Raw genomic sequence first — 25,196 nt, 5'->3', positions numbered from 1 at the left:
AGTTTTACTAATTACTGAACATGTGAATGTTGTGGTGGGGCAACGTCGATTCCCGTTGTTCGATGGGTCATCAGCTACGCGGGTCGTAATCCTCGGGGGCCATCGGCTCCAGCGGAAAATGCGGGCCCGTGCGCTTGCGGAATTCGAACAGAGACCAGTCCGAACTGGTCACGCCGGGGCTGTCGCACTCCACCAGCGCCGATGAGATCGGCACGAATACGGGCCGGCAGTACATGCGCGACTTGACCAGGATGTAGCGCGCCTCGGTGGGCTCCACGCCCAGGCTGCGGAATACGCCCAGGTCCCAGGGCTCGTGGGTGCGTTCGGTGATGACCAGGCGCGCCGCGCCGATGTCGAGCACGGCGCTGCGGCCCATGCAGGCCATCTGCCCGGTGTAGGTGGGCCCCGTGATGAGATATTCGCCGTTGCTGAGCGCCTCCACCCGGCCGCGCAGCGTGACCGGGCGGGCCGGACGACCGATGCTGTCGATGGCGCGCTTGTTGCCCACCGGCAGTTCCACCTGCGCCCCCACGCCGGCGCGCGTGAGCGCAGCGACCGCTTCCGGATCGCAATACAGCCCCGCCACGATGCCGTCCAGTCCCGCGTCCAGCGCCGCCGTCAGCACGTCCATGGTGTCGCAGGTGCCGCCGCTCATGCAGTTGTCGCCGTGGTCCAGCAGCAGCACGGGCCGGCTTGCGCCTTCGGCCAGCTGGCGCGCGCGCGCCAGCGATTGCGCCAGCGGCTCGCTGCGGTACAGAAAGCCCTCGCGGTCGGCCCAGATGGACGCGGCCATGTCGCCGGCGATGCGCTCGGCCTCCTCCTGGCTGCCGTCGGCCACCGCCACCACGCTGAGGCAGGGATGGGGGATGTCGGCCAGCCCGAAGCCGGCCAGCACCGAGACGCCGAGCGCGCCGGCGGCTTCGGCGCGCCGCGCGGCCTCGACGGCTGCGCGCATCGCGCCCTCGCCGGTGTTGCTGCGCAGCGTGTGCGATACCAGCGGCAGCCGGCGCCAGGCCATGAACGGCCTGGAGCGGCCGTCGATGGCGTCGAACAGCAGGCGGCCGGCGTGCTCGCCGGTTTCGTACATGTCGATGTGCGGATAGGTCTTGAAGCTGACGATGACATCGGCGTTGGCGACCATCTTCGGCGTCACGTTGCCGTGCAGGTCCAGCGCGACCGCGATGGGCGCGTCCGGCGCCGCGCGGCGCACGCGTTCGAGCAGGTCGCCTTCGCCGTCGTCGGTGTTTTCCACCGCCATCGCGCCATGCAGGTCCAGCAGGATGGCGTCGCAGCCCGGCGCGGCCGCGACGATGCGCGCGCACAGGGTTTCGTAGGCGTCGGCGGCCACCCGGCCGCTGGGATAGGCGGTGGCCGACACCGGCGTCACCAGCTGCGCGCCGCGCGCCTCGGCCAGGTCGATGAACGCCGCCATCGCGGTGCGCTTGCCATGGTTCTCGGCATAGGCCTCGGCGTCGAAGGTCGGCCCCGCCACGCCGAAGGCCGACAGCGGCGTGGGCACCGGCGAGAAGGTGTTGGTCTCGTGGTTCATGCGGGCGATCAGGACTTTCATGCCGGCGCTCCCTGGGCGGATTCGATGCGGCCGCAGCAGCGCAGCATGGCGTGCAGCAGCACGTTGCAGCCGGCCTCGAGGTGTCCGGGCTGCGCATCCTCGATCTCGTTGTGGCTGATGCCGTCCTTGCACGGCACGAAGATCATGGCGGTGGGCGCGACCCGCGCCATGTAGACCGCGTCGTGGCCGGCGCCGCTGATCACGTCCAGCGAATCCAGCCCCAGCGTGCGCGCGCCGTCGCGCACGGCCTGCACCAGCCGCGGCTCGAAGGGCTGCGGCGGGAAGTACACCACTTCCTTGCGTTCGACCTCGAAGCGGCCCGGCTGGGCCAGTTCGTCGCAGGCCCGCGCCAGGGCCGCGGCCATGCTGTCGAGCGCGGCGTCGTCGGCCGCGCGCAGGTCCACGGTCAGCGAGACCCGCCCCGGAATCACGTTGCGCGAATTCGGATAGCCGTCGATGCAGCCCACCGTGGCGCGGCCGTGCGGGGCGTGGTCCAGCGCGATCCGGTTGACCGCCAGCACCAGCTGCGAGGCCGCCACCAGGGCGTCGCGGCGCAACTCCATCGGCGTCGGGCCGGCATGCGCCTCCTGGCCGGTGATGGTGATGTCGTACCAGCGCTGGCCCAGCGCGCCCTGCACCGCGCCGATGGTGATGCCGTGCGCCTCCAGGATCGGCCCCTGCTCGATGTGCGCCTCGAAATAGGCGCCCACGGCCCGCGGGCGCGCCGGCTCCGGTCCGGCATAGCCGATGGCGCGCAGCGCGTCGCCGACGCTGACGCCGTCGCGGTCGCGCGCGGCCAGCGCGTGTTCCAGCGTGAAGGCGCCGGCATAGACGCCCGAGCCCATCATCACCGGCACGAAGCGCGAACCTTCCTCGTTGGTCCACACCACCACTTCCAGCGGCGCCTCGGTGACGAGGCCGCGCTGGTGCAGAGTGCGCAGCACCTCGATGCCGGCGAGCACGCCATAGTTGCCGTCGAACTTGCCGCCGGTGGGCTGGGTGTCGATGTGGCTGCCGGTCATCACCGCCGGCAGGTCGTCGCGCAGGCCGGCGCGGCGCATGAAGATATTGCCGATGGCGTCGACCCGCACGGTGCAGCCCAGCTCGCGCGCCCAGCGGCAGACCAGGTCGCGCCCCTGGCGGTCCAGGTCGGTCAGCGCCAGCCGGCACACGCCGCCCTTTTCGGTGGCGCCGATGCGCGCCAGTTCCATCAGCGACGCCCACAGGCGCGCCCCGTCGATGCGGATGCCGCTCACGGCCTCCAGTGCGTTCATTTCCATGATGATTTCCTCGTAGATCTCAGACCCCCACCCCCAGGTAGCGGTCTTTGACGTTCTCGTCCGCCATGAATTCCGCATTGCTGCCCTGGTAGACGATGGTTCCCTGTTCGATGACGAAATGCCGGTCGGCCAGCTGGGTACAGACCTCCAGGTTCTGTTCGACCAGCAGGATGGTGACGCCGGCGCGCTTGATGGACTGGATCTGCGCCACGATTTCCTCGACGATCACCGGCGCCAGGCCTTCGACCGGCTCGTCCAGCATCAGCACGCGCGGATGGTTCATGAGCGCGCGCCCGATGGCCAGCATCTGCTGCTCGCCGCCGGACAACTGGCCGCCGCCGTTCTTGCGCCGCTCCTTCAGCCGCGGAAAGATGCGGTAGACATCTTCCAGCTGCCACGGCGAATCGCGGCGCATGCCCAGCTTTAGGTTTTCCTCCACCGTCAGCAGCTTGAAGATGCCGCGGTGTTCGGGCACCAGGCACACGCCCATGGCGGCGATGCGGTGGGCCGGCAGCCCGGCGATGTCGCGCCCGCCGAAGCGCACCGCGCCGGCCTTGGGCGCGATCACGCCGGCGATGGTCTTGAGCGTGGTGGACTTGCCCGCGCCGTTGCGCCCCAGCAGCGTGACCACCGTGCCCTGCTCCAGCTGCAGCGACACCCCTTGCAGGATGTGGCTCTTGCCGTAGTAGCTGTGTATGGCGTCGACGTCCAGGATCATGCCCGGCCTCCCGTGATCATGTTGCCCAGGTACGCGGCGCGCACCCGTTCGTCGCTGCGGATGGCGCCGGGCGGGCCTTCGACCAGCACCCTGCCCTGCTGCATCACCGTGACGGTGTCGGAGATGTCCATGACGATGTTCATGTTGTGCTCGATCAGCACCACCGTATGGTCGTCGCGCAGGCTGCGGATCAGGCGCTTCATCTCTTCCAGGTCGTCCACCCCCATGCCGGAGGTGGGCTCGTCCAGGAAGATGGCGCGCGGCCGCGCGGCCAGCGCCATGCCCACTTCCAGGCGCCGCTGCTGGCCGTGCGACAGCGCGCCGGCGGCCACCTGCGCCAGGCGCGGCAGGCCCAGGCGTTCGAGCGCGGCGTCGACCACCTCGCGCTGCGCCCGCGCCCCGGTCGGCGGATGCCAGCAATCGAACGCGCCGGCGCGGTGCGCGCCCTGCGCCGCCAGCCGCAGGTTCTCGCGCACCGACAGATTGGCGAACAGGCTGGTGACCTGGAACGAACGGGCGATGCCGCGCTGCACGCGCTGGTGGTCGGCCTCCTGCGTGACGTCCTGGCCGTCGAACACGATGCAGCCCTCGCTGGCGCGCAGCGTGCCGGTCAGGATATGGAACAGCGTGGTCTTGCCGGCGCCGTTGGGGCCGATGACCGAATGCACCGTGCGCGGCCGCACCTCCAGGTCGACCCCATGCAGGGCCACAAACTTGCCGAAACGCTTGACGATGCCGCGCGCCTGCAGCAGCGGCGTGGAAGCAGCCTGGTTCATGCGCGGTTCTCCTCGACGGCGGACTGCCCGCCGGGACGGCGCCGCAGCGCCAGCCAGATGCGTTCGCCCAGGCCCCACAGCCCTTTCTGCATGAACAGGCTGACGGCGATCAGCAGAAAGCCCAGCAGCATCAGCCAGCGCGGCCAGAGCGTGGAGAGCCAGTCGGCGGACAGCACATAGAACGCCGCGCCCAGCACCGAGGCGAACAGATTGCCGGTGCCGCCGATGACGGTCATCACCAGGATCATTTCGCTGCTGTGGTATTCGATGCTGGAGAGCGGCGCGATGCCGGTCATCATGGCCAGGAAGGCGCCGGCCAGCGCCGTCACCGCCCCGGAAATGGCGAAGGCCGCCAGCTTGAACAGGCGCACGTCGTAGCCCACCGCCATGGCGCGCGCCTCGTTGTCGCGGATCGCCAGCAGCGTGCGGCCGAACACCGAATTGGTCACCCGCAGCAACAGCCAGAACACCGCCAGGAAGCACGCGGCCACGAAGGCGTAGAAGCGCCAGGGCGTGTCCAGCGGCAGGATCTCCAGCCCCGCCACCGACAGCGGCGGACGCGGCACGTCCAGCAGGCCGTTGTCGCCGCCGGTCAGATCCGGCAGGCTGTAGGCCAGGAAATAGAACATCTGGGCGAAGGCCAGGGTCAGCATCACGAAATACGCGCCGCGCTGGCGGATCGCGAACCAGCCCACCAGCGTGGCCGCCAGCGCCCCCACCGCCATGGCCGACAGCAGCGCCAGCGGCATCGGCATGCCGGTGCGCGTGAGCAGCAGCCCCGCCGCGTAGCTGCCCAGGCCGAAGAAAATGCCCTGCCCGAACGACAGCAGCCCGGTAAAGCCCAGCAGCAGGTTGCAGCCCAGCACGGCCAGGGCGTAGATCAGCACTTCCGCGGCCAGCGAACCCGACTGCATGACGAGCGGCAGCAGCAGCGCCACGGCCAGCGCCAGCAGCAATTGCGCGTGCGATTTCAAGCGCGTCATCATCCTCTCCCCATCAGGCCGTGAGGCCGCAGCAGCAGAACCGCGGCCATCGCCACATAAATCATCAGCCGCGCGCCTTCCGGCCACAGCGTGCTCATCACGCTCTGCACCACGCCGATCAGAAGGCCGCCGACCAGCGCGCCGAAGAAACTGCCCATGCCGCCGACCACCACGATGACGAAGGCGATGCCCAGGGCCTCCACGCCCATGAAGGGCTCCACCCCGCGGATCGGCGCGGCCAGCACGCCGGCCAGCGCCGCGGTGGCCGCGCCCAGCGCGAACACCAGGCTGAACATGCGGAACACGTTGATGCCCAGCATCGACACCATCTCGGTGGACTCGCTGCCGGCGCGCACCGCGCTGCCCAGCCGCGTGCCTTCCAGCACGTACCAGAGCAGCAGCGAGAACACGGCGGTGAAGCCGATCACGAACAGGCGGTACTTGGGATAGATGAAGCTGCCCCACATCACCACGCCCTGCAGCGAGGCCGGCACGGCCACGTTGTCGCCGATCGGCCCCCACACCACGATGACCAGTTCCTGCAGCACCAGGGCCAGGCCCACGGTGATGAGGATGTGGAACTCGTGCGCCTGCGCGTAGACGTGGCGCAGCACGATTTTTTCGGCGGCCCAGGCGCATGCGCCCACCAGCAGCGGCACCACCGCCAGGGCCAGCCAGAAGTCCAGCCCCCATTCGATGGCCTGGAAGCAGAAGTAGGCGCCCAGCAGATAGAACGCCCCGTGGGCGAAGTTCACGAAGCGCAACAGACCGAAGACGATGGACAGGCCGACTGCCAGCAGGAAGTACAGCATGCCCACTCCGATCCCGTTGATGACCTGGAGCAGATAGACGTTCATGGAAAAGCCCGGAAGAAGTGGCGCCGGGCCGCGGGACGGCGCCCGCGGCCTCCCTGGGTCGGGCTGCTAGAGCTTGCAGCCGGTTTCCGCGGGCGGCAGGAACGAGCGGCCGCTATGCACGATCTCGGCGTAGTCGTCCTTGTCCTTCATGTCCTTCTTGGCGCGTCCCTTGAGCAGGTAGTAGTTCTTCATGACCTGGTGGTCGGCCTTGCGGATCTCCTCCGGCCCGGTCAGCCCTTCGTAGGCCATGCCTTCCATCATGGCGACCACCTTGGCCGGGTCGGCGCTGCCGGCCTTGACGATGGCGTCGAGCATGATGCGGGTGCAGATGTAGGAGCCCGCCAGGCTGTAGTTGGGATTGGCGCGGGTCTTTTCCCGGGAGAGCTTGACCAGCTCCTTGTTCAGCGGGCTGTCGATGCCGTGCCAGTACTGCGCGCCGAAATACACGCCTTCGCACAGGTCGGCGCCCAGGCTTTCGAACTGCTCCAGGCCGGACGCCCAGGCCACCAGGATGGTGCAGTTCTGTTTCATGCCGAAGCTGACCGCCTGGCGCAGCGTGTCGGACGACTGCGAGCCGAAGTTCAGGATCAGCAGCACGTCGGGCTTGGCGGCCAGTGCGTTGGTGAGGTAGCCGCTGAATTCCTTTTCGGTCAGCGAGTGATAGCTGTTGCCGACGTGCTCGATGCCTTTTTCCTTGAAGATGGCCTTGGCCGCGTTGAGCAGGCCGTCGCCGAACACGTATTGCGGCGTGATGGTGTACCAGCGCTTGGCCTTGGGCAGTTTTTCCAGCAGCGGGCGCACGGTCTGCTCGATGGCGCCGAAGGTCGGCACCGACCAGCGGAAGGTCGCCCGGTTGCAGTCCTTGCCGGTGATCTCGTCGGCGCCGGCGGTGGTGATGAACACGCCGCCGGCGCGCTCGATCTCCTTGCCCATGGCCAGCGCTTCGGACGACAGGATGCCGCCGGCGAAGAACTTGACGCCTTTCTGCTGCGAGACTTCCTGGACCTTGCGCACCGCCGTGGCCGGCTTGCCCTCGGTGTCCAGCACGGTATAGGCCAGCGGCCGGTCCAGCGCGCGGCCGTACTGCTCCAGCGCCAGCTTCATGCCCAGGTCGGCGTATTTGCCGTTGGCGGCGAACGGGCCCGACATGGGCACGGGACAGCCGAACTGGATGGCCTCGGCCGTCTTGGCCTGGGCCAGCGCGGAGCGGGCGGTCCACAGCGATCCGGGCAGGGCGCCGAGCGCGGCGATTTTCAACAGGTTGCGGCGATTCAAGATGATTCTCCCCTGGACGCCGCGGACTGCCGCCGCGGCATGTTGACGATGTCGGGAGCGCCCCATGCGCGTCCCCCTTCCGACTCTGTCTGCTCCAAGCTGCGGGCCGGCCGGCCCATACCGCGATCCTATTTATCATGATAAATAGGATAATTATCATGATCAGATTGCGGGTCCGGCCCTGTCAATACCGGCCGCATCAGGTATAACCCTGGGCCGCGGCCCGTCCCGCAGCAACGGAGAAACGCGATGGCGTTCGACAGTCAGGACCTACCGGCAGGCGGCATCGCGAGTCCGCCCAAGCGCAGCGATCTGGTCGCCGAAGAGATCAAGCGGCTGATCACCGCCAAGAACCTGCTGCCCGGCGACAAGCTGCCGCGCGAAAGCGAGCTGCAGAGCATGTTCTCGGTCAGCAAGAGCACCATGCGCGAGGCGCTCAAGTCGCTGGAGGTGCAGGGGCTGGTTAAAGTCAGCACCGGCCCGGGCGGCGGCGCCACCGTGGTCGAGGTGCCGCTGGACCGCACCTTCCAGCTGATGCAGAACTACCTGTTCTTCAAGGAAGTCAGGATCGAGGACATCTACCAGGTGCGCCGGCTGCTGGAGCCGGAGCTGGCGGCCAGCGCCGTGCCCTTCCTGACCGAGGCGCACTTCGCCGCGCTGCAGGAGAACATCGCGTGCTGCGATCCCAGCGCCGGCCACGTGCACGATCCGCTGGCCCAGCGCCAGGAAGAAATGAACTTCCATGACATCCTGGCGTCGGTCTGCCCCAATCCGTTCCTGCGCTTCAGCTGCGAAATGACCAACGAGATGATCCGGCAGCTGACGGTGTTCGACAACGACATGCCGCTGGCCGAACAGCAGCGCTTCGGCAGCGCCAACACGGGCTTTCACCGCCAGATCCTGGCCGCGGCGCGCGAGCGCGACGTCGAGAAAGTGCGCGCGCTGATGAGCGAACACATGCAGGACGCGATGCGCTCGGTCAAGCGCATGCACGGCAAGCTCGAAGGCCGCCTGATCCTGGATTCCGAAATGTCGCGGCGCAACGCCGCGCGCAACGTCCGCCGCGTGCGCCGCCGGAAAACGTCCTGACTCTTGCGGCCGGGACGTCCGCCCGGGCGTTGCCGGCGCGCATACGTCTGTAGGATTTTTCTGGATATATTCCGGGCATCTTGCAGGGTTGGCGCGCATCCGCCACAGTATGGGATCGCGACCGCTGCACGGAACTTTGACGTGCCGTTTAAGTCTTATATAAGATACAAGACATACCACTGCGCGCGGCCTTGTCTCACATACAATGACAAACGCGCAAAAACGCCAGAAAATGCCGGCTTTAGGCGGGCAAAACCACGGAGTCCATCATGCCGCACAACACCCTAGACACTCTCAAGAATTTCAAGATCGGCAGCAAGGCCTGTCAGTACTACTCGCTGCCGGCGCTGGGCAAGGCCCTGGGCATCGACGTGCAGCGGCTCCCGGTCTCGATCCGCATCGTCCTGGAGTCCGTGCTGCGCAACTGCGATGGCAAGAAAGTCACCGAAGAACACGTCCGCCAGCTCGCCAACTGGCAGGCCAACGCCAAGCGCGAAGACGAGATCCCCTTCGTCGTGGCCCGCGTGGTGCTGCAGGACTTCACCGGCGTGCCGCTGCTGGCCGACATCGCCGCCATGCGCTCCGTGGCCGACAAGATGGGCAAGAGCCCCAAGAGCATCGAGCCGCTGGTGCCGGTGGACCTGGTGGTGGACCACTCGGTCATGATCGACTACTTCGGCACCAAGGACGCGCTGGACCTGAACATGAAGCTGGAGTTCAAGCGCAACCAGGAGCGCTACCAGTTCATGAAATGGGGCATGCAGGCGTTCGACACCTTCGGCGTCGTGCCGCCGGGCTTCGGCATCGTCCACCAGGTCAACCTTGAATACCTGGCCCGCGGCGTGCACCACGACAAGAAGAACAACGTCTACTACCCCGACTCCCTGGTGGGCACCGACAGCCACACCACCATGATCAACGGCATCGGCGTGGTCGGCTGGGGCGTGGGCGGCATCGAGGCCGAAGCCGGCATGCTGGGCCAGCCCGTCTACTTCCTGACCCCCGACGTGGTCGGCGTGGAACTCAAGGGCCAGCTGCGCGGCGGCGTCACCGCCACCGACCTGGTGCTGACCATCACCGAAATGCTGCGCCGCGAAAAAGTGGTGGGCAAGTTCGTCGAATTCTGCGGCGAAGGCACGGCCAGCCTGTCCGTGGCCGAGCGCGCCACCATCGGCAACATGGCGCCCGAATACGGCGCGACCATGGGCTTCTTCCCGGTCGACGAGCGCACCATCGACTACTTCCGCGGCACCGGCCGCACCGAAGAGGAAATCGCCGCCTTCGAAGCCTATTTCAAGGCCCAGAAGATGTTCGGCATCCCCAAGGCCAAGGACATCAACTTCACCAAGCTGCTGACGCTGGACCTGTCCACCGTCGCGCCGTCGCTGGCCGGTCCCAAGCGTCCGCAGGACCGCATCGAGATCGGCAACGTCAAGAACACCTTCATCGACCTGTACTCCAAGCCGATCGCCGAGAACGGCTTCAACCAGCCGGCCGAGAAGCTGGAACAGACCTTCACCACCAGCGCCGGCACCAAGATCAAGAACGGCGACATCCTGATCGCGGCCATCACGTCCTGCACCAACACGTCCAACCCCAGCGTGCTGCTGGCCGCCGGCCTGCTGGCCAAGAAGGCCGTCGAAGCCGGCCTCTCGGTGCCCAAGCACATCAAGACCTCGCTGGCCCCCGGATCGCGCGTGGTCACCGAGTACCTGACCAAGACGGGCCTGCTGCCCTACCTGGAAAAGCTCGGCTTCGACGTGGCCGCCTACGGCTGCACCACCTGCATCGGCAACGCCGGCGACCTCAGCCCCGACCTGAACGAAGCCATCATCGGCAACGACCTGATCTGCTCGGCCGTGCTCTCGGGCAACCGCAACTTCGAGGCCCGCATCCACCCGAACATCAAGGCCAACTTCCTGGCCTCGCCGCCGCTGGTGGTGGCCTACGCGCTGGCCGGCACCGTCACGCGCGACCTGATGACCGAACCGGTCGGCCGCGGCAAGAACGGCGACGTCTGGCTGGGCGACATCTGGCCGACCACCGAGGAAATCAACTCGCTGCTGAAGTACGCGCTGGACCCCAAGGCCTTCGAGGCCAACTACGGCCAGGTCAAGAGCAACCCCGGCAAGCTCTGGGAGAACATCAAGGGCGTCAAGGGCGACACCTACAACTGGCCCGACTCGACCTACATCGCCGAGCCGCCGTTCTTCGATGGCTTCGGCATGACGCCGGGCGCGATCCCGACCGTCAAGGGCGCCCGCGCGCTGGGCGTGTTCGGCGACTCGGTCACCACCGACCACATCTCGCCGGCCGGCTCCATCAAGGAAACCTCGCCCGCGGGCAAGTGGCTGAAGGAGAACGGCGTCATGAAGGCCGACTTCAACAGCTACGGCTCGCGCCGCGGCAACCACGAGATCATGATGCGCGGCACCTTCGCCAACGTGCGCATCAAGAACCTCATGATCCCGGCCCTGCCCGACGGCAGCCGTTTCGAAGGCGGCGAAACCCTGTTCCAGCCCACCGGCGAACAGATGTCCATCTATGACGCGGCCATGAAGTACGTGGCGGCCGGCACGCCCACCGTGGTGTTCGGCGGCGAAGAGTACGGCACCGGCTCCTCGCGCGACTGGGCCGCCAAGGGCACCCAGCTGCTGGGCGTCAAGGCCGTCATCACCCGCAGCTTCGAGCGCATCCACCGCAGCAACCTGGTCGGCATGGGCGTGCTGCCCCTGCAGTTCAAGGGTTCCGACAGCGTGCAGTCGCTGGGCATCACCGGCGAGGAAACCTACGACATCTCGGGCCTGGCAAACGGCATCAAGCCGATGCAGGACGTCACGCTGACCATCACCCGCAAGGACGGCTCCAAGCAGGACGTCACGGTGCTGCTGCGCATCGACACCCCGATCGAAGTCGACTACTACCAGCACGGCGGCATCCTGCCCTTCGTGCTGCGCCAGCTGCTGGCGGCCTGATCGGCGGCAGGCTGCACAAAAAACCCCGGGACCGCGAGGTTCCGGGGTTTTTTCACGTTTCGAGGGGCCGGCAAAGCCGGCAACCCCATCAATCGTCGAACGCATACGCGTCCATCGCCAACGCCCCGTACGAGATTTCATCGGTCAAACGGGTGGCCGACGCGCCGCCCGCGCCCAGGGCCACATAGAACGGCATCAGGTGGTCGTCATGCGGATGCGCCTGGGCCGCGCCCGGGGCCTGGGCTTGCCAGTCCAGCAGCGCGGGCAGGTCGCGCGCGGCCAGCCGGCCGGCGTACCAGTCCTGGAAGGCCGGCACGTACGGCAGCGCCGGCGCGTTCTGCGGCATGCGGACGTGGCGCAGGTTGTGGGTCAGCGAACCCGATCCGACGATCAGGATGTCCTCGTCGCGCAGCGGCGCCAGCGCGCGGCCCAGCGCCAGCTGGCCGGCCGCGTCGCGCCCCATGTCCAGCGACAGCTGCACCACCGGCACGTCGGCCTCGGGGTACAGGTAGCGCAGCGGCACCCAGGCGCCGTGGTCCAGCGGGCGGCGCGGATCGTCGGCCGCTTCGATGCCGGATTCCGCCAGCAGGGCCTGCACGCGCGCGGCCAGCGCCGGCGAGCCGGGCGCGCCGTATTGCAGCGTATAGAGTTCCGGCGGGAACCCGCCGAAATCGTGCCAGGCCACCTGGCGGTCGCGGGTCGACAGCGCCAGCCCCTCGCCCATCCAGTGCGGCGACACCACCAGCACGCCCTTGGGCTTGCGGCCTTGCGCGGCGCTCCAGCCCGCCAGCGCGGGGCCGGTCAGGCCGGGTTCGACGGCCAGCATGGGCGAGCCGTGGGAAACGAAAAGCGTGGGCCAGCGCATGGCGGGGCCTCCTGATAATGCGTCGATGACAGCATTCTCCGCTGTTTCCGATCAGCAATAAACTACCCACAAAGGGATGGTATGTTGCTCATTCGGCATCAATAGGCGTGCATGCCCGGCCCGGAGCCCGGCTTGGGGTCGACCGCAAGCGGGGCGTTCCACGGGCGTTAAACTATCGCGTTGCACACTTTCTGGATGTACTCCGAAGTTATGGCCCGATCCCGCAGCCAATCCACTCCCCGCATGTCGCGCGACGCCACCCGGCTGGTCACGCTGGCCCAGGCGCTGAACCGCTCGGGCAGCCGCCTGGAAGACGTGTTCTGGGAGACCCAGCTTGGCGAAGCGATCCCGAAGCTGCTCAAGGGAGGGCAGGACGCTCCCCTGGAGGCGGCCCTGGACCACCTCGCGCAGAGCGACGTGGGCGCTTATGAAATCCTGATCGAACAGGCTGAAACCCTGTCCGAATCCATGAAGATCGAGAAGAACGGCGTGCGCTACGACGTTCTGCTGATCGTGGCGCCCATCGTCGCCTGGACGCGCTACGCCATTCCCACCGGCTCGATTCCCGCCGGCGCCCAGCAGGCCCTGCTCGCGCAGCTGCACGGGCACGTGCTGTCCAGCAAGGCGCGCAGCGCGCTGATGCCCGTGCTGGTCAGCGTCGACCAGATGCCGCGCACCTTCTCGGAAACCTGGCAGTGGCTGCAGCGCCTGGGCTCGCAGGCGCTGGGCGCCGAGACCACCAAGCCCTCGCTCAACACCGAGGTCGAGACCGCCAACATGCTGGCTGACACCCGCTACATCGTGGCGGCCGTGGCCGTGCCGGAGAACGAGCCCATCTTCCGCTGGCAGGAACAGATGGGCGAAGCCGACGCCAGCCGCGACGCCAGCCAGCAACAGTGGGCCGCCCAGGCCCAGCCCACGCTGGCCGCCCTGCTGCCCGGCTGCGGCTTCGAAATGCTGCTGCCCGACGCCTATTACGTGAGCAACCGCGAAGCGGACCGGCGCGTGCGCCCGCTGTCGCTGCGCGCGGCGGTCAGCTGGCTCGAAGGCGCGGTCAGCCTCGAGGCCTCGCAGCTGCGCGCGGTGGTGGCCGGCTGCGGCGAAAACCGCATCGACGAATACCGCGTCGGCTTCACGGCCCGCAACAGCAACGACGTCTATTACGGCTGCGTGTGGCCGCTGTACGGCCGCGAGGAAGACCTGCCGGTCGACGAAGGCCAGCCCGACGTGATCGACGAGATCGCGGCGTTGCTCAAGGAGTACGGCGTGACCGACGTGCGCCGCATCCCCGGCGTGCTGCCGCCCGAGTACTGCGAAGACTGCGGCGCGCCCTACTTCCCCAACCCGCTGGGCGAACTGGTGCACGCCGAACTGCCCGAGGACGCGGAAGCCTCCCCGGCCAAGTTCCACTAGGCCGCGCGCTGCCATGCAGGCGGACATCTTCTGCCGGGTCGTCGACAACTACGGCGACATCGGCGTGTGCTGGCGCCTGGCCCGCCGCCTGGCGCACGGCCGCGGCTGGGACGTGCGCCTGTGGGTCGACGACCTGGCCAGCTTCGCCCGCATCCAGCCCGGCATCGCGCCCGGCCTGGCGCAGCAGCGGCTGGCCGGCATCGATATCCAGCACTGGAGCGACGCGCCGGCCCCCGCCCTGGCCTCGCGCGACGTGGTGATCGAGGCGTTCGCCTGCGATCCGCCCGCGGCGTTCCTGGAAAGCATGCGGCGCCGGCCTCCCGTCTGGATCAACCTGGAATACCTGAGTGCCGAGTCCTGGGTCGAAAGCTGCCACGGCCTGCCCTCGCAACGGCCGGACGGGCTGGTCAAGCATTTCTTCTTTCCCGGTTTCACCGAAGCCACCGGCGGCCTGCTGCGCGAGCCCGGCCTGTCGGCCGAACGCGACGCGCTGCAGGCCTCGACGGACGCGCAAACCGCCTTCCTGCGCTCGCTGGGCGTGGGCGAGGAGCTGCTGTTGCGCCGCCGCGACGGCGCCCGCACCGTGTCCCTGTTTTGTTATCCCAGTGCGCCGGCAGCCGAACTGGTCGGCGCGCTGGCGGCCGATCCGCGCCCCAGCGTGCTGCTGGCCCCCGAAGGCGTCGCGCCCGGGCTGGAAGCCGCCTGCGCGGCGCCCGGCGCGCCGCTGCTGGCCCGTCTGCCCTTCGTGGCGCAGCCCGACTTCGACCGCCTGCTGTGGTGCTGCGACCTGAACTTCGTGCGCGGCGAGGACTCTTTCGTGCGCGCCGCCTGGGCCGCGCGCCCGCTGGTCTGGCAGATCTACCCCCAGGACGGCAACATCCACCTGGAAAAGCTGGAGGCCTGGCTGGCGCGCTATCCGGCCCCGGAAACCGCCCAGGCCCTCATCCGCGCCTGGAACCAGCCCGAGCCCGGCCGGACGGCGGCCGCGCTCGCCGCCGCCCTGGCGCCGGATGCCTGGAACGGCTGGGCCGAGGCGGCCCGGGCCTGGGACGCCAGCCAGGCCGCGCGGCCCGACCTGGGCGAAAATCTGGCCGATTTCTGCGCAGAGTTGGCGAAGAAACGTTAGAATAGAGAGTTTTCCGAGAGCCCTGTAGTATTTTGTCGGGCCTCAACTATGACGCCTCCCGGGGTGTGCACTAAGCCCAGGCGCCGGCCTTACGGCCAGCTTCCCGGGGGCTTTCTGCTAGCACGGCGAGTGCACCTATCACCCCGGAGTTTTATCGATGAAAACCGCTCAGGAACTGCGAGTCGGCAACGTGGCCATGGTTGGCAAGGACCCCCTGGTGGTCCAGAAGGCCGAATACAACAAGTCCGGCCGTAACGCCGCCGTGGTCAAGCTGAAGTTCAAGAACCTGCTGACCGGCGCCGCCAGCGAATCGGTCTACAAGGCCGACGAAAAGTTCGAAGTCGTCCAGCTCGACCGCAAGGAGTGCACCTACTCCTACTTCGGCGACCCGATGTACGTCTTCATGGACGAAGAGTACAACCAGTACGAAATCGAAGCCGACAGCATGGGCGACGCCCTGAACTACCTGGAAGAAGCGATGCCCGTGGAAGTGGTCTTCTACGACGGCCGCGCCATCTCGGTGGAACTGCCCACGACCATCGTGCGCGAAATCACCTACACCGAACCCGCCGTGCGCGGCGATACCTCGGGCAAGGTGACCAAGCCGGCCAAGATCAACACCGGCTTCGAACTGAACGTGCCGCTGTTCTGCGCCATCGGCGACAAGATCGAAATCGACACCCGCACCAACGAATACCGCAGCCGCGTCAACAACTGATCGGCCACGGACGAAAAAAATGCCAGACCTTCGGGTCTGGCATTTTTTTTGGCTCTTTACCTCTCTACTATTGCAGGCGTTCGTCGTCCAGGAAGTCGGGTACCGCCATCACCTCGATGCCGTCGTCGGCCAGTTCGGCGCGCTCCTGCGGCGTGGCGGTGCCGCGGATGGGCCTGTCGTCGGCGTCGCCGGCATGGATGCGGCGGGCCTCTTCGGCAAAGCGCGGGCCGACGTTTTCGGTGTTGCGCAGCACGGCGCGGACCTGGCGCATGACCACGGCCTGCAGCGCCGCCATTTTTTCGGCTTCGCTGGCGTTGGCCGGCAAGGCGGGCCGGGAAGCCGGCTCGTGCAGATTGGCCACGTTCAGCCGCGGCGCCGACAGGCGCTTGGTGATGCTGGCCGACGCACAGACGGGGCACGTGACCAGGCCGCGCGCCTGCTGCGCGTCATAGTCTTCGTGCGAACCGAACCAGCCTTCGAAGAGGTGGCCGTGTTCGCACTCGAGGTCGAATACTTTGAGAGCCATGGCATTCATATGGGGTGCAATGGCCAGAATACAAGAAAACGCCGCCCGGCCCGCGCCCGCCTCGGGCTACTTCCCGCGCTTCTGAGCCGGCGCGCCCGCCACCTGGGCCTGCTGGGCCTGCAGCGCGTCGATCTGGCGCTGCAGGTCGCGCAGCTGCTGGCGCACGTCCTTTTCCTGTTCGGCCAGCGCCGTCGCTTCCTGGCGCGACTGTTCCTGGCGCGCGGCGACCTGCTGCTCCTGCTGCAGGCGCAGCGCGCGGTCGGCCTGCAGGGTGCTCAGTTCGGCGCTGCGCGTGGCCAGCAGTTTTTCGGCGTGGGCGGTTTCGGCCTGCAGCTTGATGCGCTTGATGTCCACCTCGGCCAGGTCCGCCGATTGGGCGGCGAAGGCGCGATAGGTCGATTCGGCCTGCTTGTCCGATTGGGTCTTCAGCACGCGCCAGAAATCCTTCTGCTGGAACAGCGCGACGTAATAGGTCAGGTCATCGGGCTTGAACAGCAGGCTCGCGCCATAGGTGCCGTTATAGGCCGTGCGCAGTTCGGAAACCTGGCGGTTCTGTATCAGCGACTGCAGTTCGGAAACGGTGGACGAGGGCCGCGCGGCCAGCGCCGGCGCGCTCGCCGGCGGCGTCACGGGCGTGGACGCCGCCTGCGTATCCTCCACCTGTTTAACCGTGGGACGCGGCTCCTCGGGCTGCGCGACGGCGCAGGCCGCCAGGCCGGACAGGGCCGTTCCCAACAGCGCCATGCGTGCGGCGCCACGGATAAAGTGGACTTTCATGCCTACCCCAAAAAAAAGTTTGCGGAACTATAGCAATTTATTTCACCGTGGACGCCCGGATTTACACCTCGGCGGCCTCTCCCTGCCCTGCGCCCAGGTGCAGCTTGCGCATTTTTTCCCATAGCACCTTGCGGCTGATTCCCAGCGCGTTGGCGGTATCCTGGCGGCGCCAGCCGTTGCCGTCCAGCGCCGCCAGGATGCGGGCGCGTTCGGCGCGCTCGGCGTCGGTGAACACCGGCGGCTCGCACTGCGCGCCGGCGGCCGCCAGCGGCTCGGCGAGCTGGCCGAAGATGCGTTCGATGCGCGGCGGGTCCCAGGCACCGAGCTGGCGCCGCATGATGGCCACGCGCTCGGCCACGTTGGACAGTTCGCGCACGTTGCCGGCGAAGCGCGTCTGCGCGACGCGCTCCAGCAGCCACGCCGGCGGCTCGTCCGGCGCGCCCAGCCGCTCCAGCAGGGCGCGGAAGATCGCCGCCTTCTCGGCGCCGCCGCGCTCGTCCAGGTTGGGGATGCGCAGTTCGATCACCGCCAGCCGGTAATAGAGGTCGGCGCGGAACTCCTCCTGCCCCACCAGGGCGCGCAGGTCCTTGTTGGTGGCGGCGACCAGGCGGAAGTCCACCGGCACTTCCACCGTCGAGCCCAGGCGCGTCACACTGTTCTGCTCCAGCACGCGCAGCAGCTTGACCTGCTGGTAGCGCGGCAGGTCGCCGATCTCGTCCAGGAACAGCGTGCCGCCGTGGGCCTGTTCGAAATAGCCCTTGTGCGCGCCGATCGCGCCGGTGAACGCGCCCTTGGCATGGCCGAAGAAATGCGCCTCGAACAGGCCTTCGGGAATGGCGCCGCAGTTCACCGCCACGAAGGGGCCGTCCGACCACGGCGCGCGCTCGTGCAGCAGGCGCGCCACGCGCTCCTTGCCCACGCCGGTTTCGCCGTGGATCAGCACGTTGCTGCGGCAGTCGGCGTACAGCTCGGCTTCGGCCAGCAGTTCGCGCATCGGCGCAGACACCGCGATCAGCGGCTGTTCGCGCCGGGGCGCGGCGCGCTTGACCTGGTCCAGCACGCCCAGCAGTTCGAACAGCAGCTTGCGCAGATCGGAGGCGGTGAACGATGGCGGCAGCGTGTACGAGTATTCGGGCGGGTAGTAGCGCGGATCGCGCCCGCGCGCCTCGGACGCCACCCAGATGATGGGCAGGCCCTGCGCGGCCAGCCAGTCGTAGCCGCTGAAGCGCGTATCGCCCATCACCGACACCGACACCAGGGCCACCGCCGGCCGTCCGGCATCGCGCGGCGGCGGAAAGGCCGTGCCGGCGTCGGCCCGCAGCAGCGCCACGTCCATGCCGGCCAGGCAACGCTCGGCGCGGCTGGCGATGTCGGAGGTGCCCTCCCAGACATAGAGATCGAATTCGTCGCGCATGAATTTCTGGCTCATGGCGCGAACCTCGCGGGCAGACAGGCAGCGGAAATCACGATATTCACCATCAGTACACCAGGCGGGGCTTGCCGCAATCGACGGAAATCAGGGAGACGTCGGTCTGGCCCAGGCTCAGGCCCAGCAGATTGAGCAGCTGCTGCAGCAGCACCGACAGCGTGTCCAGCAAAGGCGTCAGCAGCGCGACGACCACCGACAGCACGCCGCCGACCTGCCCGCCGTCGCTCAGGGCGAGCGCGCCGACCGCGTCAACCCGACATTGCCTGATCCGGTCGGGCGTCCAGGTCAATACACAGCCCAAGTCGCTCAGCGGCGCCGCCAGCAGCGTGTTCAGGATGCCGCCGACCAGCTGCAGCGTGCCGCCCAGCACGCCGGTCAGGCCGCCGGTGCTCAGGCGAGTGCCGAGCCGCTCCATCGCGTCCTTGGACCACTGCATGTCGTTGACGACCTTGGACACGGTCTTGCCGGCATGCGAGGCGTCGCCGCCCACCAGCCTGGCGGCAAGGTCCGCGCGCTCCTTGTCCGTCAGCGGCGTGCCGGTACTGAACAGATCGCCCAGGATGCCGCCGATCAGCGCGTCCGACAGGTTGGACGCCAGCTGCGCCAGGTCGACCTGGGAGGCGTTGATCGTGGTGCTGGAGTTCGGCGACGGCGGCTCGGTCAGCAGCACCGATACCGGCGTGGACGACGGAAACACCGACAGCGGCGGGTCGGCGATCTTGGCGGTCAGCGGCAGGATGCCCAGCACGTTCAGCACCTCGTGGCGTCCGATGGCGGCCGAGGCCGAGGACTCGCAGCTATTGGTCAGCGACACGAAATGATTCGGGTCCCGGTCGGTACTGGACTGCATGGCGGGGAAGCTGCCCAGGCACAGGTTCACCAGCGACGAAGACACGTCGATGACGGCCTGCGATTCGGTCAGCGGCGCCTCGCACAGCTTGCTGACGGTGCCCGTCGATTGCGCCACGTCGATGATGATGGGCAGGTCCACGCGGGTGCCCAGCGTGTCCGACAGCAGCGGGCCGACCAGCGGGATGGTGGCGGTATTGACCCGCAGGTACACGCGGATGCCGGCGCTGGTGGCGCGCGCGCCCACGCCGCCGATGCCGATGGAAGGCGGCTCGACCACGCGCACCTGCGCGTCCACGCCCAGCAGCGGCACGCTCAGCCCGAGGTTGATAAGGTTCTCGCCGTTGGCGATCACCAGCGCGGTCTCCAGGATGTTGCGCGCGTTGATGTCGGCCTGCAGCGCGGAATGCGCGCCGCCGCCCTGCACCGACAGGTCGAGCAGGCCGCCGTCGCCGAACAGCTTGACCGGCAGGTCCAGCGGCATCACGTCCAGCGCCACGCCGATAGCCTTGGCCAGCAGCCCCACGTCGGCGCTGGCCGTGCCCATCTTGTCGATGACGCTCAGGGTCGCGTTGAGCAGCTGGCCCAGCGTCAGGTTCTCCACGGCCGCCAGCTGTTCGGGCGTGCCCACGCCGGTTGCGACCGACAGCGGCAGGCCCAGGGCCTTGAGCAGGCCGGCCGGCGTGATCTGGACGTTGGCCAGCCCGGCCGCGTCCAGCACGTCGAGCTGGGCCGGCGAGGCGCCGACGGTGGCCAGCAGCCGCGACAGCAGGCCGCCGCGCTCCAGGCGCAGCAGGCGCGAGCCGACCGAGAAGACGGCGACCGGCCTGGAATTGGCCGCCACCGCCGAGACCGAGGCCGGCAGGCCGCCATCGCCGCCGCTGAAGCTGGGGATGATGCGGCTCAGCCGCTTGCTGACCGTCACGCGCACGGCGTTGAACGCCTCGTCGCCGGCCGGATCGAACAGGTGCATGCCGGCGGCGTCGGCGCGGTCCGGGTCCCAGACCTTGCATTCGACGGTGATGTCGGCGTCCGTGAAGCGGTCGATCAGCGTGGGGATGTTGCGCCGCGCCGAGGCCCGGCCGGCCGCGATCGCCGGCGCGCAATCGGCTGGCGCGCCCAGCCCCAGCGCCTGCACCGCCGACAGCGCGGCAAGGTCCGCGCCCTTCTGCATCTCGCGCTTCATGTAGAAGCCGTAGGCCAGCTGCGCCGCGCCCAGCAGCACCACCCCCACCAGGATCGCGAAGACCACGGCCACGGTGATGCTGCCGCGCTGGCGCGGCAACGGGACGGGACGCGAAGAATGAACGCGCATGTTCGGTTCCGGCTCGGGTCCGGGCATCAGTTTGTGTTCTTGGTTTCGACGCGCTTCTGCAGCCACTCGGGGATCGGGTGCTTGAAGCTGTCCAGATAGCGGTTCCAGGCGGCGGTGGACACCGGCCCCAGGATGGGCAGCGCGCCGCCCGCGCGCCGGCCGTCGGCCTGCGCCGCCAGCAGGCCGCGCGTGACGTCGCCGAACGCTTCCGGCGCGGCCTCCTGCGGCGCGGCGCTAGCCTGTTGCGGCAGCGGCGTGGAAACCTGCTGCACCACCGGACGGTCGGGCATGGCGGCCGGCGCCGCAGCCGGGGCGGTCGGGGCCGCGGGCGTCGGCGCGCCGGCGGCCATGCCGCCGGTCAGCGGCGCATTCGACTGCGCATGCGCGGCGGGCGCGGCCAGCGCCAGGGCGGAGAACAGCAGCGTGGTGTAGGAACGGATGTGGGACATGTCGAAATTCCTGGCTGAATACGGTTAACGCACGATGGGCCCGTTGCCCAGGCCCTCCATCAAGGGGCTCATCATCGGCATCACGGCGCCGCCCGCGCCGGAGACGCGGGTGGCCGGCAGGCCGGCCGCGGGCATGGGCATGGGCGCGACCTGGCCGCGGATCTCGGCAGCCAGGCGCAGCACCTGGCTGCGGGCCTCCTCGCCCAGCTGCGCCTGGTCCATCAGGCGCTGCGCCTTGAGCGGGTCGCCTTCGACCAGCAGCAGCACCGCCATATTGGCCAGCACCCGGCCGTTCTCGGGCGCGAGTTCGGCCGCCTGGCCCAGCGGCACGCGGGCGCCGTTCAGGTCGCCGGCGCGCAGCCTGGCGTAGCCCAGGTCGCCCAGGATCTGCGCGTTCATCGGCGCCAGCCGCGCCGCCTGCGCGAAGTCGTCGGCCGCCTGCTCGTACTGGCCGCGGCCGCCGGCGATCAGGCCCAGGCCATGCCAGCCCTGCGCGGCCTGCTCGCCGCGGGTCAGCGCGCGGTAGGCCTGTTCGCTGGCGGCGGTCTGGCCGGTCTGGCGCAGCGCGTCGGCGCGCATGACGGCCACGCGGCTGTCGGCGCCGAACTTCTGCTGATAGGCGTCGATGTAGGCCAGCGACGCGAAATAGCGCTCCTGGCGCTGCGCCTCGGCGATCATCGACAGCATCATCTCCGGCTCGCGCGGCCGGTTGCGGCCCTGGGCCTCGTCTTCCTGCTGGCGCGCCAGCGCCTGCTCCTGCTGCTGTTGCTGGATCAGCTGCCACGCCGACTCGGCGCCGTTGCTCTTGCACCCCGCCAGGCCCGCCAGCACCGCCGCCGTGGCCATGCCGCGCGCGCAGCCGCGCCGCCAATTCATCGCGCCCGCCATCATGATCCCCCCATGCGCGACAACGCGCGTATCACCGCTATGAATCCCGCTCCGCCCGTGACGATCAGCAGCGCCGGCAGCAGGGTCACGATCATGACGCCCGTCATCTTGACGGTGGTCTTGCCGACCCGCTCCTTCAGTTCCAGGCGGCGCGATTCGCGCAGCCGCTCGCCGAAGCGGTTCAGCGGCTCCTGCACCGCGCCGCCGTGCTGGTCCACCTGCGCGATCAGGCGGCAGATGGCGGACAGATCGTCGTTGTCGAAGCCGGTCGCCAGCCGCGCCAGCGACTGTTCGCGCGTGCGGCCGCGCACGTAGAGTTCGGAGGCCAGCCGCAGTTCCTGCGACAGCACCGGCAGCACCTGGCCGAATTCCGCCACCAGCACCTGCAGGCTCTGGTCGATGGACAGCCCCACTCCCTGCAGCAGGCGCAGCAGGTCCACCAGCAGCGGCAGTTCGTCGGCCGCCAGGCGCCGGCGGCGCGCCACGCGGCGGCGCAAGGCCCATTTGGGCAGCATGTAGCCGAACCCGAAGCCGAAGAAGGCGGCGAGCAGCATGCCGCCCAACGAGCCGATGTGGCCATAGCGCAGGCCCGCCGTCACCGCAGCCACCGGCAGCAGCAGCGCCAGGCCGAAGCGCGCCACCACGAAGCGCGAGCGGGCCGTGGCGGCGTCGGCATAGCCGGCCATGTCCACCAGCTTGCGGTCTTCGGCGGCCAGGAGCGCATCGGCCAGGCGCCCCTGGCTCAGGCGCCTGCCGAACGAATCGGCGGCGCGCGCGGCGGCCGCGAGGCGGCCCTGCGCGTCGGCGGCCGGCAGCGGCGCGGCCGCGCCCTCGCCCATCTGGCGCGCCGCCAGCGCCTGGTCCACCACCTGGCGGCTGCGGCTCTGGCCGCGCAGGCGCCGCACCAGGCCCACGCCCAGCACCAGCATGGCCGCCGCGATCAGCATCAGCGCCGCAGCCAGCGTGGTCGAGGCGTTCCAGGATTGCAGGATATGCATCGCGCCTCTCCTCAGATCGACTTGGCCATGCGGTACAGCCAGTAGCTGCCGCCGATCTGCAGCGCCACCGCGGTCACCAGCATCTTGAAGCCCGCCGGGTCGTGCCACAGTCCCATGAAGAGATTGTTGTTGGTCACGATGATGAAGCCGGCGATCCCCACCGGCAGCAGCGCCAGTATCCAGGCCGACAGCCGCACCTCGGCCGAGCTGGCCGACAGTTCGTTGCGCGCCTGGGCCACGTCGCGCATGAACGCGGCCATGCGCTCCAGCACCTGGTCGCTGCGCCCGCCGAAGCGCATCGCCAGCGACACCACGGCGGCGATCATGTACAGCTCTTTCAGCCCGTACAGGCGCGACACGTGCACCAGCGCCGCGTCCAGCTCCTTGGCCGAGCGGCTCAGGCTGGCCGCCGTCTCCACCACTTCGCGCAAGGGTTCGTCGGTGTTGGCGGCGGCGGTCTGGAAGGCCGAGCCCATGCTGTTGCCGATGGTGACCAGGCGCACGATGTTGTCCAGGAACGCCGGCAGCTGCGCGATCATGCGGCGCTGGCGCTTGTCGGCGCGCAGCCACAGCAGGAAATACTCCAGCACCGCCACCAGCACCAGCGTCACCGCGCCGGACAGCCCGCCCAGCAGCAGCCAGGCCAGCGCCGCGCCGCCGAACAGCGGCGCCGCCAGGCGCAGATAGAAGCCGGGGCTCTGGCGTATGCCGGCCACCAGCAGCAGGCGGTCCCATCCCAGCAGGCCGCTGCGCATGGCGCGCGAACCGGCCGCGAACGTGTCGTCGTCCGGGCGCGCGTCGCGCACGCGGTTGAGCTGGTTCTCCAGGAACGCCGAGCTCGCGGCGCGGCGCGCGCCGCGGCTGGCGTGGCGCCACAGCAGCGCCGCGCCCAGCATCAGCGCCAGCGCCAGGCCGGCCAGTATCAGGACCCGCTCCATCAGCGCCTCCGGCTCCAGAACCCGCCGCCACCGCCGCCATCGCCGTCGCCGGACGCGGCGTCGTTGGCGCGCGCCTCGCTGCGCATCCTGGCCAGCTTGGGCGTATGCGGATGGATGCCCAGCCATTTCCAGCGGTCTTTTTCCTCGCCCTCCGGCGTCAGGAAGGTTTCGTGGCGGTACAGCTCCTGCGTGGAAATCACGTTGTCGCCCATGCCCGTCACCTCGGTCACCGACAGCACGCGGCGCTTGCCGTTGGACAGGCGGCCGATCTGCACGATGAAGTCGAGCGCGCTGGCGATCTGGCGGCGCAGGCTGTCCTCGCTGCCCTGGAAGCCGGCGAAGCCCGCCAGCATCTCGATCCGGTACAGGCACTCGCGCGGCGAGTTGGCGTGGATGGTGGCCATGGAGCCTTCATGCCCGGTGTTCATGGCCTGCAGCATGTCCATGACTTCGGCGCCGCGCACTTCGCCCACCACCACGCGGTCCGGGCGCATCCGCAGGCTGTTGCGGATCAGCTCGCGGATGGTCACCGCGCCGCTGCCGTCGAAGCCGCCCTGGCGCGATTCCAGCCGCACTACGTGCGGGTGGTTCAGCGACAGTTCGGCCGTGTCCTCGACCGTGACCACGCGCTCGGTGCCGGGGATGAAGAACGCCAGCGCATTGAGCAGCGAAGTCTTGCCCGAACTGGTGCCGCCGGACACCAGGATGTTGCAGCGGTTCTTCACCGCCTCGTGCAGCAGCCGGTAGATCTCTTCGTCGAACGTGCCCAGCGTCAGCAGGTCGGCGGGCTTGAGCGGGTCCTGGCGGAACTTGCGGATCGACACCATGGGGCCGTCCACCGCCAGCGGCTCGATCACCACGTTCAGCCGCCCGCCGTCGGGCAGGCGCGCGTCCACCATGGGGCTGGATTCGTCCAGGCGGCGGCCGATGGGCGCCAGGATGCGGCGCACGATGCGCAGCACGTGCTGATTGTCGGTGAAGCGCAGCGTCTCGCGCGCCAGCACGCCGCGGCGCGACACGAACACGTTGTCGTAGCCGTTGATCAGGATGTCTTCCACCGCCGGGTCCGCCAGCAGGTCCTCCAGCGGCCCCAGGCCCGCCAGTTCCTTGGTCAGGGCCTCGGCGATCTGCCGCATCTCGCCTTCGTTGATCGGCACCCTGCGCAGCCGCACGAAGCTCGCGACCTCGATGTCCACGAACTCCTGGATCGCCGAGCGCGCCCAGCGGCCGAACTCGGCGCCCAGCTCCTCGATGCGGGAAAGCAGGTGCTCGTAGGCCGCCGTCTTCACTTCCTGGTAGCGGTTCGACGCCGAAAAACCGGAGTCGCCTTCGCCGCCGAACTCAACCGTCGCTGTCATGATCATGTGGGATTCCGTTGCTGT

General features: G+C 68.7%; 22 protein-coding genes. 5 read left to right on the top strand and 17 right to left on the bottom strand.

All coding sequences use genetic code 11. The features are described from left to right. Positions 1 to 70 precede the first annotated feature (70 nt). The 7 genes from AC1IQ6_RS09455 to AC1IQ6_RS09425 all read right to left on the bottom strand — a co-directional run bounded on the left by AC1IQ6_RS09455 (position 71) and on the right by AC1IQ6_RS09425 (position 7,459). Positions 71 to 1,570 (bottom strand): M81 family metallopeptidase, encoded by a 1,500-nt coding sequence (locus AC1IQ6_RS09455; RefSeq protein ID WP_485866212.1) that lies wholly within the window; start codon positions 1,568 to 1,570, stop codon positions 71 to 73. Next, a complete protein-coding gene (locus tag AC1IQ6_RS09450; protein ID WP_102772423.1) occupies positions 1,567 to 2,850 on the bottom strand; it encodes a Zn-dependent hydrolase in 1,284 nt (427 codons plus the stop codon). The genes AC1IQ6_RS09455 and AC1IQ6_RS09450 overlap by 4 nt, the downstream gene beginning before the upstream one ends. 19 nt (positions 2,851 to 2,869) lie before the next feature. After that, entirely contained in the window at positions 2,870 to 3,568 is a 699-nt protein-coding gene (locus AC1IQ6_RS09445; protein ID WP_102772424.1) for an ABC transporter ATP-binding protein, read from the bottom strand. Next, on the bottom strand, positions 3,565 to 4,344 hold the full coding sequence (locus AC1IQ6_RS09440) for an ABC transporter ATP-binding protein (RefSeq protein ID WP_485866211.1): 780 nt from the start codon (positions 4,342 to 4,344) through the stop codon (positions 3,565 to 3,567). The genes AC1IQ6_RS09445 and AC1IQ6_RS09440 overlap by 4 nt, the downstream gene beginning before the upstream one ends. Beyond that, complete coding sequence (locus AC1IQ6_RS09435; RefSeq protein WP_102772426.1) at positions 4,341 to 5,327, bottom strand: branched-chain amino acid ABC transporter permease; 987 nt, start codon at positions 5,325 to 5,327, stop codon at positions 4,341 to 4,343. The genes AC1IQ6_RS09440 and AC1IQ6_RS09435 overlap by 4 nt, the downstream gene beginning before the upstream one ends. Continuing rightward, positions 5,327 to 6,184: a branched-chain amino acid ABC transporter permease gene (locus tag AC1IQ6_RS09430; RefSeq protein ID WP_102772427.1), complete on the bottom strand. Its 858-nt coding sequence runs from the start codon at positions 6,182 to 6,184 to the stop codon at positions 5,327 to 5,329. Before AC1IQ6_RS09430 ends, AC1IQ6_RS09435 begins: the two co-directional genes overlap by 1 nt. A 66-nt stretch (positions 6,185 to 6,250) precedes the next feature. Next, positions 6,251 to 7,459, bottom strand: a complete 1,209-nt coding sequence (locus AC1IQ6_RS09425) for an ABC transporter substrate-binding protein (protein WP_485866210.1) — start codon at positions 7,457 to 7,459, stop codon at positions 6,251 to 6,253. A gap of 249 nt (positions 7,460 to 7,708) precedes the next feature. On the opposite strand from AC1IQ6_RS09425, the gene AC1IQ6_RS09420 reads away from it, so the two are divergent. Then, positions 7,709 to 8,548 (top strand): FadR/GntR family transcriptional regulator, encoded by an 840-nt coding sequence (locus tag AC1IQ6_RS09420; protein ID WP_111824647.1) that lies wholly within the window; start codon positions 7,709 to 7,711, stop codon positions 8,546 to 8,548. Between the two features lie 269 nt (positions 8,549 to 8,817). After that, positions 8,818 to 11,523, top strand: a complete 2,706-nt coding sequence (gene acnA, locus AC1IQ6_RS09415; protein WP_485866209.1) for an aconitate hydratase AcnA — start codon at positions 8,818 to 8,820, stop codon at positions 11,521 to 11,523. 88 nt (positions 11,524 to 11,611) lie between these two features. On the opposite strand, the gene AC1IQ6_RS09410 is transcribed toward acnA, so the two are convergent. After that, positions 11,612 to 12,388 carry a DODA-type extradiol aromatic ring-opening family dioxygenase gene (locus AC1IQ6_RS09410; protein WP_102772431.1) on the bottom strand — a complete coding sequence of 259 codons (777 nt, stop codon included), beginning with the start codon at positions 12,386 to 12,388 and terminating at the stop codon, positions 11,612 to 11,614. A gap of 210 nt (positions 12,389 to 12,598) precedes the next feature. On the opposite strand from AC1IQ6_RS09410, the gene AC1IQ6_RS09405 reads away from it, so the two are divergent. The 3 genes from AC1IQ6_RS09405 to efp all read left to right on the top strand — a co-directional run bounded on the left by AC1IQ6_RS09405 (position 12,599) and on the right by efp (position 15,645). Beyond that, positions 12,599 to 13,801, top strand: coding sequence for a DUF2863 family protein (locus tag AC1IQ6_RS09405; protein ID WP_485866208.1), 1,203 nt, complete (start codon positions 12,599 to 12,601; stop codon positions 13,799 to 13,801). 13 nt (positions 13,802 to 13,814) lie between these two features. Beyond that, positions 13,815 to 14,927, top strand: coding sequence for an elongation factor P maturation arginine rhamnosyltransferase EarP (earP, locus tag AC1IQ6_RS09400; protein WP_485866207.1), 1,113 nt, complete (start codon positions 13,815 to 13,817; stop codon positions 14,925 to 14,927). Between the two features lie 157 nt (positions 14,928 to 15,084). Further along, a complete protein-coding gene (gene efp / locus AC1IQ6_RS09395) occupies positions 15,085 to 15,645 on the top strand; it encodes an elongation factor P (protein WP_102772434.1) in 561 nt (186 codons plus the stop codon). Positions 15,646 to 15,712: 67 nt separating this feature from the next. Here efp and AC1IQ6_RS09390 read toward each other — a convergent pair whose 3' ends face one another. The 9 genes from AC1IQ6_RS09390 to AC1IQ6_RS09350 all read right to left on the bottom strand — a co-directional run bounded on the left by AC1IQ6_RS09390 (position 15,713) and on the right by AC1IQ6_RS09350 (position 25,178). After that, complete coding sequence (locus AC1IQ6_RS09390) at positions 15,713 to 16,171, bottom strand: DUF1178 family protein (RefSeq protein WP_485866206.1); 459 nt, start codon at positions 16,169 to 16,171, stop codon at positions 15,713 to 15,715. 66 nt (positions 16,172 to 16,237) lie between these two features. Continuing rightward, positions 16,238 to 16,948 carry a DUF2968 domain-containing protein gene (locus AC1IQ6_RS09385; protein ID WP_102772435.1) on the bottom strand — a complete coding sequence of 237 codons (711 nt, stop codon included), beginning with the start codon at positions 16,946 to 16,948 and terminating at the stop codon, positions 16,238 to 16,240. A 61-nt stretch (positions 16,949 to 17,009) separates the two neighbouring features. Further along, positions 17,010 to 18,377: a sigma 54-interacting transcriptional regulator gene (locus AC1IQ6_RS09380; protein ID WP_485866205.1), complete on the bottom strand. Its 1,368-nt coding sequence runs from the start codon at positions 18,375 to 18,377 to the stop codon at positions 17,010 to 17,012. A 49-nt stretch (positions 18,378 to 18,426) separates the two neighbouring features. Beyond that, complete coding sequence (locus AC1IQ6_RS09375) at positions 18,427 to 20,541, bottom strand: TadG family pilus assembly protein (protein ID WP_485866204.1); 2,115 nt, start codon at positions 20,539 to 20,541, stop codon at positions 18,427 to 18,429. Between the two features lie 26 nt (positions 20,542 to 20,567). Then, positions 20,568 to 20,990, bottom strand: coding sequence for a DUF3613 domain-containing protein (locus AC1IQ6_RS09370; RefSeq protein ID WP_102772438.1), 423 nt, complete (start codon positions 20,988 to 20,990; stop codon positions 20,568 to 20,570). A 24-nt stretch (positions 20,991 to 21,014) separates the two neighbouring features. Continuing rightward, positions 21,015 to 21,866 (bottom strand): tetratricopeptide repeat protein, encoded by an 852-nt coding sequence (locus AC1IQ6_RS09365; RefSeq protein ID WP_485866203.1) that lies wholly within the window; start codon positions 21,864 to 21,866, stop codon positions 21,015 to 21,017. 11 nt (positions 21,867 to 21,877) lie between these two features. Next, positions 21,878 to 22,876: a type II secretion system F family protein gene (locus AC1IQ6_RS09360; protein WP_485866202.1), complete on the bottom strand. Its 999-nt coding sequence runs from the start codon at positions 22,874 to 22,876 to the stop codon at positions 21,878 to 21,880. An 11-nt stretch (positions 22,877 to 22,887) separates the two neighbouring features. Beyond that, a complete protein-coding gene (locus AC1IQ6_RS09355) occupies positions 22,888 to 23,814 on the bottom strand; it encodes a type II secretion system F family protein (RefSeq protein ID WP_102772440.1) in 927 nt (308 codons plus the stop codon). Further along, positions 23,814 to 25,178: a TadA family conjugal transfer-associated ATPase gene (locus AC1IQ6_RS09350; protein ID WP_102772441.1), complete on the bottom strand. Its 1,365-nt coding sequence runs from the start codon at positions 25,176 to 25,178 to the stop codon at positions 23,814 to 23,816. Before AC1IQ6_RS09350 ends, AC1IQ6_RS09355 begins: the two co-directional genes overlap by 1 nt. Positions 25,179 to 25,196 lie beyond the last annotated feature (18 nt).

The organism is Achromobacter sp. MUI-25009338, from assembly GCF_057359325.1.
The sequence above is the reverse complement of the archived record's forward strand: the minus strand, read 5'-3'. Positions and strand labels throughout refer to the sequence as shown.

What these genes read in the sequence shown, in the direction of transcription:
- AC1IQ6_RS09455 (WP_485866212.1), bottom strand. Translation starts at nt 1,570, where the DNA reads ATGAAAGTCCTGATCGCCCGCATGAACCACGAGACCAACACCTTCTCG.
- AC1IQ6_RS09450 (WP_102772423.1), bottom strand. Translation starts at nt 2,850, where the DNA reads ATGGAAATGAACGCACTGGAGGCCGTGAGCGGCATCCGCATCGACGGG.
- AC1IQ6_RS09445 (WP_102772424.1), bottom strand. Translation starts at nt 3,568, where the DNA reads ATGATCCTGGACGTCGACGCCATACACAGCTACTACGGCAAGAGCCAC.
- AC1IQ6_RS09440 (WP_485866211.1), bottom strand. Translation starts at nt 4,344, where the DNA reads ATGAACCAGGCTGCTTCCACGCCGCTGCTGCAGGCGCGCGGCATCGTC.
- AC1IQ6_RS09435 (WP_102772426.1), bottom strand. Translation starts at nt 5,327, where the DNA reads ATGACGCGCTTGAAATCGCACGCGCAATTGCTGCTGGCGCTGGCCGTG.
- AC1IQ6_RS09430 (WP_102772427.1), bottom strand. Translation starts at nt 6,184, where the DNA reads ATGAACGTCTATCTGCTCCAGGTCATCAACGGGATCGGAGTGGGCATG.
- AC1IQ6_RS09420 (WP_111824647.1), top strand. Translation starts at nt 7,709, where the DNA reads ATGGCGTTCGACAGTCAGGACCTACCGGCAGGCGGCATCGCGAGTCCG.
- acnA (WP_485866209.1), top strand. Translation starts at nt 8,818, where the DNA reads ATGCCGCACAACACCCTAGACACTCTCAAGAATTTCAAGATCGGCAGC.
- AC1IQ6_RS09410 (WP_102772431.1), bottom strand. Translation starts at nt 12,388, where the DNA reads ATGCGCTGGCCCACGCTTTTCGTTTCCCACGGCTCGCCCATGCTGGCC.
- AC1IQ6_RS09405 (WP_485866208.1), top strand. Translation starts at nt 12,599, where the DNA reads ATGGCCCGATCCCGCAGCCAATCCACTCCCCGCATGTCGCGCGACGCC.
- earP (WP_485866207.1), top strand. Translation starts at nt 13,815, where the DNA reads ATGCAGGCGGACATCTTCTGCCGGGTCGTCGACAACTACGGCGACATC.
- efp (WP_102772434.1), top strand. Translation starts at nt 15,085, where the DNA reads ATGAAAACCGCTCAGGAACTGCGAGTCGGCAACGTGGCCATGGTTGGC.
- AC1IQ6_RS09390 (WP_485866206.1), bottom strand. Translation starts at nt 16,171, where the DNA reads ATGGCTCTCAAAGTATTCGACCTCGAGTGCGAACACGGCCACCTCTTC.
- AC1IQ6_RS09385 (WP_102772435.1), bottom strand. Translation starts at nt 16,948, where the DNA reads ATGAAAGTCCACTTTATCCGTGGCGCCGCACGCATGGCGCTGTTGGGA.
- AC1IQ6_RS09380 (WP_485866205.1), bottom strand. Translation starts at nt 18,377, where the DNA reads ATGAGCCAGAAATTCATGCGCGACGAATTCGATCTCTATGTCTGGGAG.
- AC1IQ6_RS09375 (WP_485866204.1), bottom strand. Translation starts at nt 20,541, where the DNA reads ATGCGCGTTCATTCTTCGCGTCCCGTCCCGTTGCCGCGCCAGCGCGGC.
- AC1IQ6_RS09370 (WP_102772438.1), bottom strand. Translation starts at nt 20,990, where the DNA reads ATGTCCCACATCCGTTCCTACACCACGCTGCTGTTCTCCGCCCTGGCG.
- AC1IQ6_RS09365 (WP_485866203.1), bottom strand. Translation starts at nt 21,866, where the DNA reads ATGAATTGGCGGCGCGGCTGCGCGCGCGGCATGGCCACGGCGGCGGTG.
- AC1IQ6_RS09360 (WP_485866202.1), bottom strand. Translation starts at nt 22,876, where the DNA reads ATGCATATCCTGCAATCCTGGAACGCCTCGACCACGCTGGCTGCGGCG.
- AC1IQ6_RS09355 (WP_102772440.1), bottom strand. Translation starts at nt 23,814, where the DNA reads ATGGAGCGGGTCCTGATACTGGCCGGCCTGGCGCTGGCGCTGATGCTG.
- AC1IQ6_RS09350 (WP_102772441.1), bottom strand. Translation starts at nt 25,178, where the DNA reads ATGATCATGACAGCGACGGTTGAGTTCGGCGGCGAAGGCGACTCCGGT.